14 protein-coding genes and 1 pseudogene are annotated in these 19,080 nt (G+C 62.8%); 10 read left to right on the forward strand and 5 right to left on the reverse strand.

The window, feature by feature from the left end; all coding sequences use genetic code 11:
• Positions 1-136: 136 nt before the first annotated feature.
• The 4 genes from FFS23_RS12415 to FFS23_RS12430 form a co-directional block, all read right to left on the reverse strand.
• Positions 137-550, reverse strand: a complete 414-nt coding sequence (locus FFS23_RS12415) for a VOC family protein (RefSeq protein ID WP_249340660.1) — start codon at positions 548-550, stop codon at positions 137-139.
• Between the two features lie 317 nt (positions 551-867).
• Positions 868-2,157 (reverse strand): DUF3526 domain-containing protein, encoded by a 1,290-nt coding sequence (locus FFS23_RS12420; protein ID WP_137898840.1) that lies wholly within the window; start codon positions 2,155-2,157, stop codon positions 868-870.
• Complete coding sequence (locus tag FFS23_RS12425) at positions 2,154-3,593, reverse strand: ABC transporter permease (protein ID WP_137898841.1); 1,440 nt, start codon at positions 3,591-3,593, stop codon at positions 2,154-2,156. The genes FFS23_RS12420 and FFS23_RS12425 overlap by 4 nt, the downstream gene beginning before the upstream one ends.
• Entirely contained in the window at positions 3,590-4,327 is a 738-nt protein-coding gene (locus FFS23_RS12430) for an ABC transporter ATP-binding protein (protein WP_137898842.1), read from the reverse strand. Before FFS23_RS12430 ends, FFS23_RS12425 begins: the two co-directional genes overlap by 4 nt.
• 99 nt (positions 4,328-4,426) lie before the next feature.
• Here FFS23_RS12430 and FFS23_RS12435 point away from each other — a divergent pair, with 99 nt between their 5' ends.
• The 7 genes and pseudogenes from FFS23_RS12435 (at position 4,427) to FFS23_RS12470 (ending at position 13,703) form a co-directional block, all read left to right on the forward strand.
• The gene (locus FFS23_RS12435; RefSeq protein ID WP_212742964.1) at positions 4,427-7,063 is read left to right on the forward strand and encodes a TonB-dependent receptor plug domain-containing protein; all 2,637 of its coding nucleotides are present in this window, start codon (positions 4,427-4,429) and stop codon (positions 7,061-7,063) included.
• A gap of 90 nt (positions 7,064-7,153) precedes the next feature.
• Positions 7,154-7,555, forward strand: coding sequence for a DUF2946 family protein (locus FFS23_RS12440; protein WP_038658556.1), 402 nt, complete (start codon positions 7,154-7,156; stop codon positions 7,553-7,555).
• Between the two features lie 83 nt (positions 7,556-7,638).
• A pseudogene (locus FFS23_RS20465) lies at positions 7,639-9,852 on the forward strand (TonB-dependent receptor).
• A gap of 44 nt (positions 9,853-9,896) precedes the next feature.
• The gene (locus FFS23_RS20725) at positions 9,897-10,274 is read left to right on the forward strand and encodes a PepSY domain-containing protein (RefSeq protein ID WP_212742965.1); all 378 of its coding nucleotides are present in this window, start codon (positions 9,897-9,899) and stop codon (positions 10,272-10,274) included.
• A complete protein-coding gene (locus tag FFS23_RS12460) occupies positions 10,177-10,497 on the forward strand; it encodes a metallophosphoesterase family protein (RefSeq protein WP_212742966.1) in 321 nt (106 codons plus the stop codon). Before FFS23_RS20725 ends, FFS23_RS12460 begins: the two co-directional genes overlap by 98 nt.
• Before the next feature lie 1,399 nt (positions 10,498-11,896).
• Positions 11,897-13,138 (forward strand): hypothetical protein, encoded by a 1,242-nt coding sequence (locus tag FFS23_RS12465; protein ID WP_137898845.1) that lies wholly within the window; start codon positions 11,897-11,899, stop codon positions 13,136-13,138.
• Between the two features lie 16 nt (positions 13,139-13,154).
• A complete protein-coding gene (locus tag FFS23_RS12470) occupies positions 13,155-13,703 on the forward strand; it encodes a hypothetical protein (RefSeq protein ID WP_137898846.1) in 549 nt (182 codons plus the stop codon).
• Between the two features lie 452 nt (positions 13,704-14,155).
• Here FFS23_RS12470 and FFS23_RS12475 read toward each other — a convergent pair whose 3' ends face one another.
• Positions 14,156-14,929: an alpha/beta fold hydrolase gene (locus tag FFS23_RS12475; protein WP_137898847.1), complete on the reverse strand. Its 774-nt coding sequence runs from the start codon at positions 14,927-14,929 to the stop codon at positions 14,156-14,158.
• A 318-nt stretch (positions 14,930-15,247) separates the two neighbouring features.
• On the opposite strand from FFS23_RS12475, the gene FFS23_RS20120 reads away from it, so the two are divergent.
• The 3 genes from FFS23_RS20120 to FFS23_RS12485 are packed head-to-tail and all read left to right on the forward strand — an operon-like array spanning position 15,248 to position 18,890.
• Positions 15,248-15,418 (forward strand): hypothetical protein, encoded by a 171-nt coding sequence (locus FFS23_RS20120; protein WP_171009471.1) that lies wholly within the window; start codon positions 15,248-15,250, stop codon positions 15,416-15,418.
• A 2-nt stretch (positions 15,419-15,420) separates the two neighbouring features.
• Positions 15,421-17,835, forward strand: a complete 2,415-nt coding sequence (locus tag FFS23_RS12480; RefSeq protein WP_137898848.1) for a phosphoketolase family protein — start codon at positions 15,421-15,423, stop codon at positions 17,833-17,835.
• Positions 17,823-18,890, forward strand: coding sequence for an acetate/propionate family kinase (locus tag FFS23_RS12485; RefSeq protein ID WP_137898849.1), 1,068 nt, complete (start codon positions 17,823-17,825; stop codon positions 18,888-18,890). The genes FFS23_RS12480 and FFS23_RS12485 overlap by 13 nt, the downstream gene beginning before the upstream one ends.
• Positions 18,891-19,080 lie beyond the last annotated feature (190 nt).

The raw sequence follows: 19,080 nt of genomic DNA on the forward strand, positions 1-19,080 counted from the left end.
CGCTCGCCACCAATCAGCGCGACTGGCGAACGTCGTCTCGTGCTGGCGATCGATCCGCTGCCCGGCCCGCCCATCGCTTAACGGGCAAACGCCGGCCTGATGTCGGTCGTCGCGCCTTGCCGATTCGGTGACGAACCTATTCATCGTAGGACGAGATTTCGATCAGATTGCCGTCCGGGTCTCGCACATAGACCGAATTGATAGGGCCTCTGGCGCCTTGCTTGACGACCGGTCCCAGTTCGATCTTCACCGCGTTTTCGAAAAGATGCGCCGCCACTCGTTCCGACGGCATATCGGTTAGAAAGCAGATATCCTGGCTGCCGACGCAAGGCTGCTTGCCAGTGAACCAACTGTCCTGCGTCGCGTCGATGGGGCGAAGATTGATTTTGTTATGGCCGAAAGCGACGCTGGTGCGGTCATCACCGGCGTCCGACCGGGTCTCGAGCCTGGCCATCCCGAGGATGCGGACATACCAGTTCGCGGACACCTCGATGTCGCGAACGTTGAAGACGATGTGATCGACGGCGGTAATCTTCAGCATCGCGAGCATCGTCCCGTCCTGGTCCCGGACGGTCTGTCATAATTGGCGCGGGATCGACGCGCTATCCTGGGCGGCCATCGGTTTCGATATTTCCATGCCGACGGGTTCGTAATGGCAAGATCGATGCCCGCACGTGTTCATCTCGGCGGGCACGAACCGGGTGCAGATAGTAGGTCTGCACCGGATGGCCGGGTCATTCCCCGCGCAGACGATCTGATGCGAAGTCTGAAACACCGAACCTCGCAGAAAACGGTCGCTTTCGCGTTGGTGTCACGACTGGACGGTTGTGACACCAATAAGGACATATTCATACAGCTGAGGCGGGCTCACATCACCGGTGACGGCTGCCTCCCGCCAGCGGGCGTGACATCCATAAACCTTGGGGCGCGGGCGAAGTCTGCCGTGCCGAACGGTCGATCGCGGAAGAGATAGCCATAGTAGAAGGTGCGCAGACGACCATGAAACTCGCGGATGCGGTCTTGGTAAGCCAGCTGCGCATCGAGGTCCGTGCGCGCAAGGCGGGTCAGCAGCGCCTGCACCCCGACTGACGGCAGCACCCACCCGAACGCGCGTCCTGCCGCGTCGCGCGCCTCTAGGCCGGCTCGGTACGCGCGCACGCGTCCGGCCACGCTTTCGTCGCCGTTCTGGTGGAAAGCGAGGTACCATTTGTAGTGGAACTCGGGTCCGAGCGGGGGTGAATCCGCCCATTCGGGATGATGCGCGTAAAAGCGCCGCATGGTGTCGTCACGCGGGATATCCCAGGCCCGGTTGACTGCCTCGCGTTGCGCCAACGCAATCTCCGCACCCTGATTGACCGGTATGGCCTGGTTGATCGCGACATTGGCAAGGGTCGGCACCACCAACACCAGCACCAGCCACGACGCTGCGAGCGTCGCGGCATTTGCGACCGAACTCCAGCGCAGCCGTCCGACCAGCGCGGCGAGGCCGGTCCAAAAGAGCAAATAGGCGATGATCGAGAGCAACACGATCAGGATGGTAGCGAAACCGACGCCCTCGATAGTAGCTGCGGCCACGAACGGTACCGCCAGGGCGGCCCAGAGCAGCATGAGACGTAGCCATGTACGCCTACGCCACAACGCTCGCCCGCCGTTTGGCAGCGCCTCCAGCATCCGCGCGCGGCCTGCTTCGCGCTCGGCGGAGACCAGGTCGTGGAAGAGCGCGATCACGAACAGGGGCGCAAGAAACACCAGCACGAACGCGAAGTCGAACCGGCCGGGCAGCGCGAGTTCAGGGTTGAAGGTATCGCCATCGTAAATCTGCGCCTCCAGCCCCAGGGCACGCACCCGCAGGATGTACGGAGACACATCCCGCATGCCCAGCGCAGCGAAGGCTAGCGGGGAAGGAGCGTCCCAGGTCGGATGAAAGCTGTAGTAGGCGGCCGAGCCGGCGTCTTTTTCCTTATCCACCCAGGCGGCGATCGGGCCGATGTCCTGGGCCTGCGCGGCGGGAATGGCGGCGATCGCGGCGCGCTGACGCGCCACCTCCGCCATCCCCGCGACAAGCGCAGCGACGGTCAGTGCTGCGAGCAGCCCAAGAGCGATGACGGTCAGCCGCTGCCGGAGGAGCAGGCGGAGTTCATGGCCGAACAGGCTCATCGACGGGCTCCCAGCTGGCGGGTAGCGAGCATGAGCAGCGCCGCAGCGACAGCCAGCCAACCGAGCACGATTACGAGCCCCGGCACCGCGCCCCTCGCGAGCGTGGCGCCGTCAGGTGCCGCAAAGACGAACGCAGGCATGGCCTGCCAGTTGCCCGCGTCGATCCGCTTGCGGCGGTCGGCGCCGGCGTCCTTTGCAGTGTCGTCGGCATAGCTGACCGCGTCTGCCTGAAGTCGATTCAGTCGCTGGACGAGCGCATAGCGATACGCCTCCGCCTGTTCGAGAAAGCGACGGTGGCCGGCGAAGTCGGTGCCGGCCGCCGCCATCGAGAGCGAGCGGATTGCGATGGCAGGGCTGAGCATCCCGGCGGCCTCGACCAGCGCGTTCTGGCTGTCTTGCGCGGCGTAGCTCTGCCCGGCGTAGCGTTCGAACAGACCGGAACTCAGCCGCTCGCCTTCCAGGCCCAGCAAGCCCTTGTAGTTCACCGGCAGGTCCTCGACCCGGCTTACGCCATAGCGCGCGAGCACTTGCGCCTTGAACGCGGCGAAATGCGGGTCGTCAGGGTTATGGCTGTCGCCCATCGCTCGCAGGTCCCGCGCAATTGCCACGTCAGTCTGGAGACGATTCTGGAGCGGCACGACCGCGCTCGCGACATCAGGAGCAACACGCGGCAACAGCACCACGGTGACCGCCCACAGCGCCACCAGCGCAAGCAACGCATCGCGGCTGCGCCGGACCACCGCGGAGACGAGCAGGATCGCGACGACCCATAACGTGAGCCATGCAAGATAGCCGAGTGCGATGACCAGCATCGGCAAGGCCAGCGCACCCGGCTGTCCCGCGATCAACACGAAACCGATCATCGCCGGCAAGCCGGCCAGCAAGGCCACGGTGCCGAGTGCGAGCAGCTTGCCGCGCACGACCTGCCCGCGAGAGACGCCTTGCAACATCAGCAGGCGAAGCGTGCCGCGCTCCGTTTCCCGTGCGAGCCCGCCATAGCCAAGAAAGATCAAGAGCAGTGGCGCGACCACTTGCAGCACGAAGGCGGGGGTGAGCTGGCCGAAGCGCACCAGAAGCGAGCTTTGCCGCACGTCGCCGAAGTTGGCGGTATTCTGGCGATGCCCCTCCAGGAACATGCTGTTGCCCGTGAAGGCGTCGACACCGGGATCAAAGGCGGCTAGGGCACCCAGCGGACGGAAGATGAAATGGCCGTAATGTACCATGCGGTGCGGATGGCGGTCAGGCTGGGCGTCGAACGCCTGCTCGGCAACTGCTGCATGACGGGCGCGAAGCTCGGCAATGTCGCGCTGGTGCGACCAACTGCTCAGCACCGCCACCAAGGTCAGCAGCACCAGCAGTATAAGGGCGATGACCGCAACCCGGTTGCGCGCCATCAGGCGCAGCTCGTCGCGGGCGATCAGACGGGCGGCGCTCATGCCGCAATCGCCGCGGTGCCGGTCTGGAAGCGCGCGTGAAGCGCACGCACGTCGAAGCGCTCGGGACCGCTTGCCGCAATGTCGTCCACCACCCGACCGCCCTCAAGGAACGCGATCCGATCCGCGACGTCAGCCGCGGACAGCAGGTCGTGAGTCACCATCAGCACCGCCGTGCCACGATCACGAACCGCCGCGACCAGCGCGTTGAAGTCGGCGGTGGCGCGAGGGTCGAGGCCGGACGTCGGTTCGTCGAGCAGCAGAACCGGCACCTGCCGAAGGAGTGCGACCGCGATCGCCACCTTCTGCCGCATACCCTTGGAGAAACCACCTAGCCGCTGGTCCCAGGCGCGCTCCTGGAGGCCCGCTGCGGCAAGGGCGTCGGTGATAGCGGCACGTGCCTGCCGCTCGCCTGAAAGGGCTAGCAGGTAGTCCGCGTTTTCGACCGCGCTCAGATGCTCGTAGAGCGCTACATTCTCGGGCAGATAGGCGATCTGCCGGCGCGCACCGTCCGGGTCCACAGCGGGATCGATCCCGCACACCGAAACCTCGCCGCCTCCTGTTTTTGCGAAACCGAGCAGCACGGAAAGGGTCGTGGACTTTCCTGCGCCGTTCCCACCCAGCAGCGCAGTGACGCTGCCGCTCCTAACGGAGAGTGACAGACCGTCGAGGACGCGGTGATCGCCGTAGGACAATGTCACGTCGTGGAGGCGGATGGGTTCGGCTCGATCAGTCATGCCCCTCACTTGCCAACCTTCATGATACAGTGCAACATATCATTGATAGGAACCATCGGTTGCGGACATGCAGCCTTAGGGTTCGGAAGGGGAATACAAGTGACACGCACGGTTCCGCGGCTCGCCGCGACCGCAATGATCGCGGCGCTTTCGGCCGCACCGGCGATGGCGCAGACGACGCCGGCGGAGACGGCCGATACAGAGCCGACCGAGCCAACCGATACGACGCTGGGCGAGATAATCGTGACCGGCAGCCGCTTCGGCGGGCGCACCGCGACCGGTTCCGCAACACCGGTGGACGCGATCAGCCGTGAGCAGTTTCAGCAGAGCGGGCGCGTCGACCTGATCCAGCAGCTCAAGGTCGAGGTGCCAAGCTTCAACACGCCGCGTCCGCTCGGGTCAGGGGTCGGCGATTATCTGCAACCACCATCGCTGCGCGGCCTGGGTCCAGGTGAGGTGCTCGTGCTGGTGAACGGGAAGCGACGGCACACCTCGTCCGATCTGAACGCCTCGAACGGGGTCGGTCGCGGCGACGTGTCAGTCGATTTCAACGCGATTCCTGCCTTTGCGCTCGACCGCGCGGAGGTGCTTCGCGACGGTGCGTCGGCGCAATACGGCTCCGATGCGATCTCGGGTGTTATCAATCTCATCCTCGACCGGTCGGTGGGCACGCGCGCGCAGGTCACTGGCGGCATCACCACGGCAGGCGACGGCGCCTATGGTGAGGCGAGCGTTTCGTCGGGTATTCGCGTCGGAGACGGCGGCGCCTTTCGGCTGACCGCGTCGATCCAGAAGGCCGAAGGCACAAACCGCTCCCGCCCCGACACCCGCCAGCAGTATTTCGGTACCAATGCGGCCGGTCGGCCTGTTGCGATCTCCGGCAACTACGGCTCCGGCACTGGGCTGACGCCCGCCAACGGCACGCTCGATCCGCGCGAAGCGACAATCGACCGCAACGTGTTCCGGTTCGGCGACCAGCCGAGCACCAACAAACAGGTGTTCGTCAACTTCGTCACGCCAGCCGCACCGAACGTCGAGGTGTACAGCTTCGGCGGCTACAGCCGCCTCGACGGGGATATCGAGTATTTCTTCCGCCGCGCCGGGCAGAACGAAACGCTGCGCGCTTTCGACCCTGATGGATATCGGCCGGTGCTGGACTCTCAGTTAGAGAATTTTTCGGTGGCGGCCGGCATTCGCGGCACCGAGCTTGCCGGGTTCGGGTGGGACCTGTCGAGCAGTTACGGCGTCAATACGCAGGACCTTTTCTACGACAACAGCGTCAACGTGACGCTGGGCACGGCTTCGCCGCGCCGCTTTTACCGGCTCGGTTCAGATTTCTATCAGTGGACCAGTAACCTGGATCTGACCCGCGCCATTCCGCTGGGCGACGACGCTCCGCTCAACGTCGCCGTGGGAACAGAATATCGCGAGGAGACCTATCGCCTCTTCTCGGGCGACATCGACGGTTTCCGTGACGGCGGAGTGCGCATCATCGATGGGCCTGCGGCAGGCGCGATAGGACCGATCGGCGCCCAACCCGGACCAAGCGCCGGCCCTGACGATCGTGCCAGCATCGGGCGACGAAGCTGGGCAGTTTATGGTGAACTCGAGAAAACCCTATTCAACCGGCTGCTCCTCGAAGGCGCGGTGCGATATGAAAACTATTCGGATTTCGGCGACACCACCAACTACAAGGTCGCTGGTCGGCTGGCGCTGTTCGGCGGCCTTGCGATGCGCGGCTCCTATAACACGGCGTTCCGCGCGCCCGCGCTGGCGCAGCAAGGCTATAATGCCTCGAACACCCTGATCCTGACCGGTGCACAGGCGATTGTGCGGGTCGCGGCCGTGAACAGCCCTGCCGCCCGTCTGGTCGGTGCGACCGATCTCCGGCCCGAGCGGTCGGACAACCTTTCAGCAGGGCTGGTGTTCGAGAGCCGCGGGATAACCGCGACTTTGGACGCCTATCAGATCAAGCTCCGCGATCGCATCGCGATTTCCTCGACCTTCCAGGATACGCGCCTGACCAACTTCCTTGTCAGTCGCGGCGCCGGCAACTTCAGCGCGATTTCGTACATCACCAACGCGGTCGACACCGACACCAAGGGCATCGATCTCGTGGTCAACGCGCGCCACCGCTTTGACGATGGCAGCCTGTTCACCGGCACGTTGGCGGGAAATTATACCAAGACAGAGTTCGACCGGATCGCCGGTACCCCTGCGCCGCTCGCCGCGCTTGGGATCACGACGCCGTTGTTCGACCTGACGCAACAGCTGCGGTTTTCCGACAGTCTGCCGCGCACCAAGGTGACGCTGGATCTTAACTACACGCGAGGGCTGGTGACGCTATCGCTCACCAACACCCGCTACGGCGAAGTGGCGACGGTGGCGCTGACAAACGTGACGATTACGCGTGCTGACATTCTGACGCCGGGCTATCAGACGAGGCGGGTCGCGGCAGCGGCCAATCCGGCCAACATCGACATCATTCAGGAATTCGGGGCCAAGGTGCTGACCGATGTGGAACTGTCGTGGCAGGCGACGCGTGCGTTGCGCCTAAGTGCCGGCGCGCAGAACCTGTTTGATGTCTACCCGGACGAGAACATCGCCTCGACAGTCGCGAGCGTCACAGCCGGTACGAACGGCGCCGACAATGCGGGTACGCAACCGTATAACGCGATCTCGCCGTTCGGCTTCAATGGCCGAACCGTCTTCGTGCGAGCAGGCGTAAGCTTCTAGGATTCATCGGCCCATACGGTGGTGGAAGCAGGACGGAATGTCCAAGTGACACGACCTGCCGGCAACGGTAGGTCGCTCTCCGTGCAGACCATGCGGCATCTCCTCGCGCAACGCCAGCTTGCCGTGCTGCTTTGCGCCGCGACGCTGCTGCTGAAGCTGCTGGTCCCCACCGGTTATATGATCGACAGCGATCATGGCCGTATGACCATCACCATCTGTTCGGGCACCGCGCCGCGCACGATGACGATGGCCATGCCGGGGATGCACGGTGCCATGACCGGCCACGGCAAGTCGAAGGATCATAGCAAGGCGGAGATGCCTTGCGCCTTCTCGGGCCTGTCGGCCGCGATGCTGGGGTCGATCGATCCCGTCCAGCTCGCGGCACTGATCGTCTTCATCCTTGCCCTCGGCCTGATCGCGACCGTCCCGCGGGTATTCTCACGTCCGACCTATCTACGGCCTCCGCTGCGAGGACCACCGGCCTACCTTTGACCTGTCATCCCGCACCGCTTCATCCGGCGCGACCATGAACTGCGGCCCGCGCCCCCGGCGTCAGGCCGGTCAAAGGTATTACCATGATCCGAACACATCTTCTGGCAGGCGCGGCTGCGCCCTGCCTGCTGCTGGCCGTCCCGGCCGCGGCACAAATCCGCGACACCGCCGATGACCGCACCGATGTGACGATCGTCGTCACCGGCCAGCGCGATCCGCTGAAACTGGACGATCAGGCGCAGGCGAGCAGCCGGCTCGGACTGTCGATCCGCGAGACGCCGGCGAGCGTCGAGGTGCTGACGCAGGACGATCTCCAGGCTCGCGGCCTGCGCACCGCGCGCGAGACGTTCAACGACGTGGTGGGTGCGATCGCCGGTAACGTGCCGGGGAACCCGGCCGTCGTCTCCTTACGCGGCTTCGCCGGCAACACTGTATCCATCCTTCAGGACGGCGTGCGGGTGTCGGCATCGACCGTTGTCCAACGCGACAGCAACAACTGGCACTATGATCGGGTCGAGGTGCTGAAAGGACCGGCCTCGGTTCTCTATGGCGAGGGCGCGCTGGCCGGGGTCATCAACAAGGTTACGCGCAAGCCGGCGCTGGGCGATCGCCACCTCGACACGCTGCTGTCGGTCGGGAGTTTCGACACGGTGTTCGCAGCCGGCGGGGTCAACCTGGCGATATCGTCCGAACTCGCGGTGCGGGCGGATGCCAGTTACGAGCGATCGGACAGTCTCTACGACGTCGATAACAACGATACCTTCTCGGCCGGGCTGACAGCCAGCGCGCTATGGAAAGCGAGTGATCGCCTCTCGCTGCTCGTCGCGGTCGATCACTTCGAGGATCGCTACGACGCCACCTATCAGGGTCTGCCCCTGATCCCCGGTCAATATGCGTGGCGCCCGACCGACGCTGTGACAAGCGCGATCGGCCTGGTCGCCGATCGCGCGCTGCGTCGCCGCAACTACAATCCCCAAGGCGCCTATTCCGGTGCCGACGAGACGACGGTGCGCGCGCGGCTCGACTGGGCGATTGGCAGCGGGTGGACTTTCGCGCTCGACCTGACCGGTTACACCGCGAAGCGTGCGTTTCTGCTCGCCGACAGCCAGACCTTCGTTGCGCCCACCGGGGCATTCCCGAATGGCAGCTTCCGCCAGACCTATCAGGATTTCCGGCACGATCACCAATTCTGGAACGCGCGCGGGGTGATCGGCAATGACAGCCGGATCGCGGGCCTGCGCAACCGCTCCAGCCTCGGCATCGAACATAATGACACCGATTTCGTCAGCCTGCGCCAGACGGCCGCCACCTCGGCCCTCCCGGCAGTGGATATCCGCAACCCGGCCATCGTGCCGCTGCCCACTGGAACGGCGATCTTCACTGCCGGCAATGTCACCTTCGACTCCAAGCTGAAGCAGACCTCCGTCTTTGCAGAGGATGCGCTGAACCTGACGCCCAGATGGCTGCTGGTCGGCGGGGTGCGCTGGGACCACATGGAGCTGGACCGCGCGACGATCTAAAATGTGGGCGGCGCGATCGACCGCAACAGCCCGACCTTCAACCCTGTGTCTTGGCGGGCAGGCTCGACCTGGGACGTGACACCGGGCCTGACGCTCTACGCGCAATATACGACCGCGGTATCGCCGGTGTCCTCGATCCTGCTGGCCTCGATCGCCAACAGCCGGTTCCGGCTGACCAAGGGCCGCGCCTACGAGGCCGGGTTCAAGGCGAGTGCATGGGGCGGCCGGGCGAGCGTCACCGGCGCGGCTTACCGGATCGAACAGAAGGACATCCTGACGCGCGATCCGACCAACCCGGCGCTGGCCGTCCAAGGCGGGCGGCAATCCTCGCAAGGTGTCGAACTGTTCGGCGTCGTTACCCCTGTGAAGGCGCTGCGCCTGTCGGGCGGCGTGTCCTACACCGACGCGCAATATGACGAGCTGTCCGAACTGGTGAGTGGCGTCCGGATCGATCGTAGCGGCAACCGCCCGATCAATGTTCCCTCGACCACGGTCAACGCCTCGGCGCTTTACACGGTCGCCGACAAGGTGACGGTGGGTGGCTTCCTGCGGCACGCCAGCGCCTTCTACACCGACACCGCCAACACCATCCGGGTCGCCGGGCATACCGTCCTGGATGCCAGCCTGTCGTTCCCGGTCAGCCGCCAGGCGACCCTGATGCTGCGCGGCCGGAACCTGACAGACGCCTTCTATGGCGAATATTCCGGCTATCCGACCACCAACGTCTATATCGGCGCGCCACGATCGTTCGAGGTAGCGCTGGCGACGCGGTTCTGACGACCGCGCGCCGCCGATCGGCAGCATCACATGCGCGCATCCTCGTGCGCCGCGTCCACCTCTGGCTGGGTCTGAGCCTGGGGCTGCTGTTCGAAGTGCTAGGCCTCACCGGGTCGGCGCTGGTGTTCTACACCGGCATCGATGCCGCACTTCATCCTGCCGTCCAGACCGGGCAGGCCGGTCCTGCGCCGAACCTGGCCTCGCCCATTTGGTATCGAGCGCTGGCGACCAGGCGCGCCCGCTGGCACGATCCGGCCGGCAAATGGACGGTCGAAGTGACGGGCGAGGGCGGCACCATTCCGGCGCGCTTCGCTGGTCACCGCAATGCAATGCTACGAGCCCGGATCCTGGCTCGATACGCCACACAATTGGACCTTTGTCGTCGACGGCCGCGAGGTGCTGCGCATCCTGCACGATTATGACGTCCTCGCTGTGCTTCAGGCGCACAGCCACGTCTACGAACGGATCGAGCTGAATGGCATATCGTTCATCACCACGGGTGCCGTCGCCGGCGCAGACTGGCGCGGCGCGTTCCTCGGCACGCCCGAAGGCTATACCGAAATCGCCGTCTCGGGCCGTGCCCTGACGAGCCACTACCGGACGTACGGTTTTGCCAGCGTGAATCTGCAACCCGTAGCGATCTGATGCTTCCGATTGCCACTTCGAGGCGTAGTGCGAGAGCATGTGCACGCCGTGGCGCTCGACGATGGTCGCGACATCGTTGACCATCGTCTCGACTCTCTCCTTCTGCTCCGTATCGCTAGGGTTTGAGTTAAGCGATCGCCAAGCTTGTGCTTGTACCCATCGAGCGATGAGTAAGATGTCATTTTTCGCTAGGATTTTCGGACTGCCGCTGCTTGCGGTTCTGGCGCTCCTAGGCTTCCTTACACCCCGCTACGTGCCTAGCAATTCGCTCTTGAGCGCGGCCGCCTCGACACCATCGCCGGCACTGGGCCAAGAGCGAATGATCGCCAGCTTCGTAGGGCATTGTCGTTCAGACTGGAGCTTCGATCGGTTTCGGCTTCGTGGCGAGGCCAGCCTGCATTCTTGGGAAAACGACGCCGGGCTTCTTGCCCGAACTCGGATAAGTTGTGTGCCCGGTCGACGATGCTCAGTTATTGCACGGGCGCTACTAGAATGGCCTTTTCCTTCGCAAGTAGGGGGTAAGCCCCTGCCAACTCACATTTGGGGATGTCGGAGCCCTACCCCGAATTGGACGAAAGATAGTTACCTCGGGTGGCATTAGAGAGGGAATGAATCGGAATACCGATATGTCTGGTGTATTGCGCATGGTGTGGCGCGCTACCTCCGCCAGCAGGTCGGCGCTTGTTTCCGGCTACATAGATCAAACTCTTCGCCGCACGATCGTGCTCGCAAGAGCCGGTTGGGCCTAGCTTTTTTCCAGCATCCGCTTGCCGGTCGCCGATGTCGCGACTTGGGAGGAAAGCTGCCTGACCGCTTTGGGGACGGGTGGTTCGGTAACCGGCCCTTCGTTCACCGGCGCCCACGTCGGTTCGCGACCACAATGTGCCGTTTAGCCATGTCGCCGCGAACGTCCGGATCTGCCAGAAGCCGCCGTCCGATGATGCATTTTCCAGCGCCAGAGGTATGGCCGACATTGGGGACAATAGCGTCAGGTAGCTACCGGGCGCGTCGATGCGGATAGCGGACGTAGGCGCTCCTTTCCTGCAAATTGTTTGCCGAAAGGATCAAGGGACGGTGGCTACGGCAACTGCCGGGTCTGGCCCGGCAGTTGCCGGTGTTTGGGAATGCAGGTTTCTGGGCAGCAGCTAGCGACCGTCTCGTCACGGCGGGGCAGGATCTTGTACGGTGCTGAGACCGATTGGCCATCAAGTGTCCAGCTCGAAACGCTTCATTGACTATCATCTGTTTGTAGAGCACCTTCACGTGAACTGCCGCACCGCCAGATACAATGTTGGAGGGGGACCGCATGGGCAATGTTCTCAATTTCGGGTCAGTGGGTACATCCGAGCAACTCCGGGCCGAGCTGCAAACTGTAGCACAAGACCAGCGGTTCGCTTGGATGAAGCCGATTACCGAATGCACCTGTGACGAGTACGTCCGCCGGGGCTTGCTCAACGATGTCCAGAAGCACAGGTACGCTGCGTGGACAGTCGAGGAGAATCTGGCCGAGATTAGCAAAATTCTGAATAATGCTCTTGACCTGAGAGCGGAGGTGTTGGGATTGGAAGCCCAGGCTGTTCAGGCCGCCCTTGACCTTCAGCTAGCCGAGCAGATCCAAGTTCCGGAAACACGAATTTCCAAGATTGGGATCGCCGCGGCAAGAAAGCAATCTCAGACTTCCGCCGGATCGCAGCCCGACCCGGTTGATGAGAGGTCATCTCTGTTGTCAGCAGCACGCGCAGCGCAAATAGCACTTCATAATACGACTGGGCACGCACTCAATTACGGAGAGCGCGTTTCATTTTTGCGAAGCTTATACTCAGACAACATTAATATCGCGCAAGAGCGGGCTTGGGCCATATGGATTGGGGCAACGGCATACTTCGGTATAACCGTAGAGGCGCCTCCTACGTGGACTGGCGCCTTTGACTCCCTTTTCAAATTCGTCATATGGGTCCGAAAAGTAAATCGCCTGCTTGATGAGGGGCGAAGGTTTGAACGAACTCAGGACGTGTTTTTTGCATTGGGGCGTCACGGCTTCGTCGGCAAGGACCCGAGCGAGATCACGCAACAGCTAAGAACCGCTGGGAAGTCTGTTTTCAGATTTAAGATGGTGAGGGATAACATTCCCGGCATTAAGCAAGACGATGTCGCTAGGGTCATTGGGTGTGGAGTTACAATGACTTATGGGGAGCTGCACGAACGCTTCAATGCGGTCTTTCCAACAAACGCCGATGAGCGAAGTAAGCTCTCGTTTGGATTGGAATACTTGTCCAGCGCGAGGCGCTCAATGGGCCTATCGTTCGATTTACAATTCCCAACTCAGACAGTCGCGAGCGACAAACTTGAAACAGTAGAGAAAAGCTGGGTTCTTGAGCGAGCGAACCTTAGCGGAGTGCCTCCATGGTTTGGTGGCTCGCCCCAAGATAGCATTCGTATAACTCGTGACAGCCAATTTATAAATATTGACCCGTTTGGTGAGTGGGAAGTCTCAGTCGGGGACAATGCAATGCTCCCGAGCCACAGTTTGCCTAGAGAAGCTGCGGGCGCTGGCTTTGCCGCTCCAGGCGAGTTCGATGAATTCAAGAAGCCGGTAGACGTTATTCTGGCCCTGCGAATTGCCACTCGCAAACGACTCTAGCGGACGGGATTGCTGGATGGGATATTTACTCGACCGCGACCTCCGAAACGAAGTCGGGGCTGAAAAGGGAAATCGCGAACCTGGCCGAAGCCGGGAATACGGCTTAGGGGGCGGCGAGAACCGCAACTTCAATAGAGAGTTCAATGTCCGGGAGCGTGAGGTAACTAGGCGCTCTGACTATTTAGGGGTTGGGCGGCGCTTCGATTATGAAGCGATGAAGCCTTTTTACGAGGGATGGAAAAATGGAGGTGTCAGTGACTCTGGGCGGTATGACGGTTTAGCTCTTGGTAAAGGATGCGGAACAAAGGACAACGACGGACTAGTTCCCGATCGACTTTTCGAACTAGACCTTACCGACGCCTGTATGGGTCATGACTCCTGCTATGCAGATGCAGAAAAGTCTCGGTTTGAATGCGACTGGGAGTTTTCCCAAGAGATATTTCGCAGCTGCCTTGACAAGAATTACAACAAGTATGCCTGTGTAGGTATCGCTGACACATACTTCTATGGCGTTAGAATGGGTGGATCATCAGCTTACGGAGGAAATCGAAAGAAGCATGACTAGGCTTATTGTATAACGTGACCTGACCAGAGGCGGGCACTGTAAATTGCCCTGTGGGCGAACAACTTTTCCGCTTTTGCAAACATTCGCCGTCCCTCTGCGTCGTCAAGGCTGCAGGGAAGCGCCTGTCCCGCGTCCCCCTCCCGGTTCAACAAAGGGTAGTGTTCTGGACAGCGGTGCTCAAGCGAACCAACGGCAGCTTTCAGGCATCGATTAGCGCCGCCAGGACGGCGTGGAATGCGTTTGAAGCTGCCGAAAGGCTAAACCGCCACGAACGGCCGGTTTGTTCCAATTCTCGCCGTTTAGCACCGGGAGCGGCCTGGGCCTTCGAACCCGATTCAAAACATGAATGAATGGCGGAAGTAGGGGAGCGGGGAGGGCGGCCTGAACAACCAGAAATGGGTCTTAGCGGCTACACTCCCCTTCCATGCCGCCGTATAAAGCGAAAGACGAGCTCACCTGGTCGCCTGGAGTATAAGCGCTGCTGTTTCGCGCGGCATGTCCCACATTGGAAAATGGCCGCTGTGGTCAAACCAGTGCAGCGTTGCAGACGGAAACGCCGCTGCCGCGCGAGTTGCCTGCCGGGGCAAGCACAACCGGTCATGCTTGCCCCAACCGATGACAATGCGTTGCGCTGGATCAGCGGCTGGGCCTTTCTGCTCGGGGCCCGTGGCAAGGTCATCGACAAGGCTATCGAACGTTGCCGTATCCGTGATGCCGGTCAATTCAGTGCACACCAGCTCAGGTGGCAACGCAGCAGGCTTTGCGGAGAGCTGAGCCAATAGCGCTGTGCGCGCCGCGGCACTGCGGCTGATCACCGGCAGACGCGATCGCAGGACGCGGAGCAGCTTCGCAGAGAGGCCAATCGTGGTGCGGAAGAAGGAACGCTCCCAACCCCGCCAAAAACCACCCGGATCAAGCGAGACGACGTTGCCGGCCTTCCCCCGGCGAGCCAGTTCCAGCACGATCCGGGCGCCCATCGAGCTGCCCACGACATCGATACCGACAAGATCGTTCACGACGAGGTAGCGCTCGACGCTGCCGACCAACCCTTCGAACGTACCGCTGTCCTGCTCGGCCGCTGTTGCACCGTGGCCGGGGAGATCGATGGCGATCACCGATCGTTCTGCTGCCAGGTCGTCCAGGATCAACTGCCAAGCACGCCAGCTGCTACCCAAACCATGGATGAGCAGAAGCGGCTTGCCGACGCCGCGAGTGATGTGATGCATGAACCATGATCCCTTCAGGGATCTTCAACGTTCGAACGGCCGTAATGGCTCGCGCATGCAGGAACGCTGCCGCGCACGCGTCGGCATGCTTGCTTTGCTAAAGGCTGAGCTACGATGCCGCGATAGCTGGAGCTTCATCCCTACTGTTCCTGAACTAACGTCCGCGCGTGCATTCGAACTGACATGCCGGCTCGGTGCCCGAGAGATCATTAGGGCAAAAGGCTGGGACGTGGTAATTAGGCACATCGTCGCTTCCGCCCTGGGCACCGCGACGGCTGAGAGACCGCTAGCGCTCCCGCTTTGATATGGGAGACGGTTATGCCAATTATCCGCAGCAATCATTTGGCGCGCGCACGTAGCGAGCGGCAGATGGCCGATCGATCGGCCAGCAACGTCGAACGCACCATTCATAACAAACTGGCCGATCTCCATTCGGCGGCCGGCCAAGCGCGCCCCACTGAACCGCTGGTCGACAGCGAGGCCGTTTGAACATGGATGCGTTGCTGCAACGCCCGCCCTTCGTCGATCCTCATGTGGACATCCGCGCCGCAGAGGCGTCGCCGCTGTCGCCGGATTTACTGCAGCGGATGCACGGCTATTGGCGGGCCGCGAATTACCTCTCGGTCGGCCAGATCTACCTGCGCGCCAATCCGCTGCTGGACCGCCCACTGACGCTGGCCGACATCAAGCCGCGGCTACTTGGTCATTGGGGCACCACGCCGGGGCTGAACCTCATTTACGTTCACCTCAACCGCCTGATCGTCGAGCATGATCTCGACATGATCGCCATCATCGGCCCTGGCCATGGCGGCCCCGGCATCGTTGCGCAGACCTATCTCGAAGGGTCGTACACCGAACTCTATCCGGCGATCGAGCGTAGCCGCGGCGGCATGGAGCGGCTGTTCCGGCAGTTCTCCTGGCCGGGCGGCATCCCGAGCCATGTCGCGCCCGAGACGCCGGGATCGATCCACGAGGGCGGCGAGCTCGGCTATTCGCTGGCGCACGCGTACGGCGCCGCGTTCGACAATCCCGACCTGATCGTCGCCTGCGTGATCGGTGACGGCGAAACGGAGACGGGGGCGCTGGCGGCGAGTTGGCACAGCAACAAGTTCCTCAATCCCGCGCGCGACGGCGCCGTGCTGCCGATCCTGCACCTCAACGGCTTCAAGATCGCGAACCCCACGGTGCTCGCCCGGATCAGCGACGAGGAGTTGGCCAGCCTGCTGCGCGGCTATGGCCACGAACCGTTCTTCGTCGAAGGCGACGATCCGATGCTCGTCCACCAGCAGCTGGCCGGGGTGCTCGAGACAGTTCTGGAACATATCCGCACGATCCAACGCGAAGCCCGATCCGCCACGTCGAGCGGCATAAGGCCACGCTGGCCGATGATCGTGCTCCGTACGCCAAAGGGGTGGACCGGACCGAAAATTGTCGACGGCAAACCGGTAGAGGGCACGTGGCGCGCGCATCAGGTGCCGATCGCCGACTTCGAGGATCCCGAGCATCTCGTGCAGTTGGAAGACTGGCTACGCAGCTATCGCGCGGAGGAACTGTTCGACGCAGCCGGCAAGTTCCGCGAGGAATTTGCCTCGCTGGCACCGACCGGGCACAGCCGGATGGGCTCCAACATTCATGCCAATGGCGGCGAGGTGATGCGCGCGCTCGCGCTGCCCGATTTCCGGTCGCACGCGGTTGCGCTCGCTGCGCCGGGCGCCGTTAGAGCGGCCGCCACGGCGACGCTCGGCAGCTACCTGAAGGAGGCGATGGCGCTCAACCTGAGTGCGTCGAACATGCGGCTATTCGGCCCTGATGAGACCGCCTCGAACCGTTTGCAGGCGGTGTACGACGTGACCGGCAAGACGTGGATGGCCGAGGTCGAACCGAACGATACGGACCTTGCCCCGGACGGCCGCGTCATGGAGGTCCTGAGCGAGCATCTCTGTCAGGGCTGGCTGGAAGGCTATCTCCTTACCGGCCGCCACGGCCTGTTCTCGTGCTACGAGGCGTTCGTCCACATCGTCGACTCAATGGTGAACCAGCACGCGAAGTGGCTGAAGACCACGCGCGCGATCCCGTGGCGCAAGCCGATCGCATCGCTTAACTACCTGCTGACGTCGCACGTCTGGCGGCAGGACCACAATGGTTCGTCGCATCAGGATCCAGGATTCCTCGACCATTTGGCCAACAAGACCGCGGAGGTGGCCCGCATCTATCTCCCGCCCGATGCCAATTGTCTGCTGTCGGTCGCCGATCACTGCCTGCGCAGCCGCAACTATGTGAACGTGATCGTCGCCGGCAAGCAGCCCGAATGGCAGTGGCTGACGATCGACGAGGCAGTGCGCCACTGCACGATCGGCGCCGGCATCTGGGAATGGGCGAGCGATGCAGGCGAGCCCGACGTGGTGCTTGCCTGCGTGGGGGACGTGCCGACGCTGGAGACGCTTGCTGCGGCGATGCTGCTGCGGGAGTATGTGCCCGATATCCGCATTCGGGTGGTCAACGTCGTTGACCTTATGGTGCTACAACCGCAATCCAAGCACCCGCACGGCTTGGACGATCGCGCGTTCGACGCGATGTTCACCACCGATCGCCCGGTGATCTTCGCCTTCCACGGCTATCCGTCATTAGTGCACCGGCTGGCCTATGCCCGCCATGGCCATCACAACTTTCACGTCCGCGGCTACAAGGGTGAGGGGACGACGACGACGCCGTTCGACATGGTCGTGATGAACGATCTCGACCGTTATCGCCTGGCGCTCGACACGATCGAGCGCGTGCCGCGGCTTAAAGATCGCTTGCCGAAGGAGACCGCACGCTACTGGGCGATGATCGAGCGGCACAAGCTCTACGTCGCCGAAGAGGGCGACGATCTGCCCGAGGTGCGCGACTGGCGATGGAAACGTTGATCCTGTCCATCAACTGCGGGTCGTCGTCGCTAAAATTTGGTGCTTTTATCGTTGGGAAGGGCCAGGCGGAAACGGTGGTGTCCGACGCGGTTGAGAATAGACCCGATCACACCGCCAGTTTCGACGAGATCGCGGCAAAGCTGGACGGAGCGCAACCCGATGCGGTCGGCCACCGCATCGTGCACGGCGGGCCGACGCTGTTCGGGCCGAGGCTGATCGACAACGGTGTCATTGCCGACCTTGAGGCGGCATGCAAGTTTGCGCCCCTGCATGGGCGCGCCGCCCTGGACTTGATCGCAGAGGCGCAGCGCCGCTATCCGGGGACGCCGCAGATCGCCTGTTTCGATACCGGCTTTCACGAGCACCTGCCGGCGATCGCTGCGATCCTGCCCGTGCCTAAGGCGCTCCAGGCTGCCGAGGTCAGGCGCTACGGCTTTCACGGTCTGTCCTGCCAGTCGATCGTGCGCCAGCTCGGCGCCAACCGGCCCAAGCGGTTGGTGGTCGCGCATCTCGGCAGTGGCGCGAGCGTCACCGCGGTTCTAAACGGCGTCTCGGTCGATACCTCGATGGGACTGACGCCGTCGGGGGGCGTCGTGATGGCCACCCGCAGCGGCGATCTCGATCCGGGGCTGCTGCTGTTCCTGCTCCGCAAGGACGGGATGACGGCCGGTCGCCTGGAGGAGTTGCTCGATCATGAATCCGGACTCCTCGGCATCTCGGGGCAGAGTGGCGACCTGCAAAAACTGCGGCAATTGGCGCTCGCCGTTCCCGACGCCCAGCTCGCCATCGACATCTTCTGCCGATCGGTCGCCAAGCAGATTGCGGCGATGATTGCCAGCCTGGGCGGCATCGACCTACTCGTCTTCAGCGGCGGCATCGGCGAGCATGATGCCGAAACGCGGAACGCGCTTTGCGCCGATCTAGTCTGGGCAGGGGTCAAGCAGGGCGCGGATGCGGGGAACGTCAGAGCCTGCTCGGCTGACGAGGAAGAGCAGATCGCGTGGGATACGTCGGCGCTTATGCTGGCAGGCGGCGCGCACAACGTGTCGGTGTGACATCACCTGCCGTTCGCAGTGCACTGATTAACGAATGGCCGAAGTTGGTAAGCCGGTACATCGGCTTGGATGGCCGCTTCTGGGTCGACCAGCCGCGAGAGCGGCGTCCGCATATCTGCGAGGTGCGCCAAGTGATTGGACCGGTTCTGATAAGGCGGCTTGCGGTCAGTGCATCCGTCAGGAAGAGTCT

The organism is Sphingomonas sp. 2SG, from assembly GCF_005503285.1.
In the GTDB taxonomy this organism is placed as follows: domain Bacteria; phylum Pseudomonadota; class Alphaproteobacteria; order Sphingomonadales; family Sphingomonadaceae; genus Sphingomonas; species Sphingomonas taxi.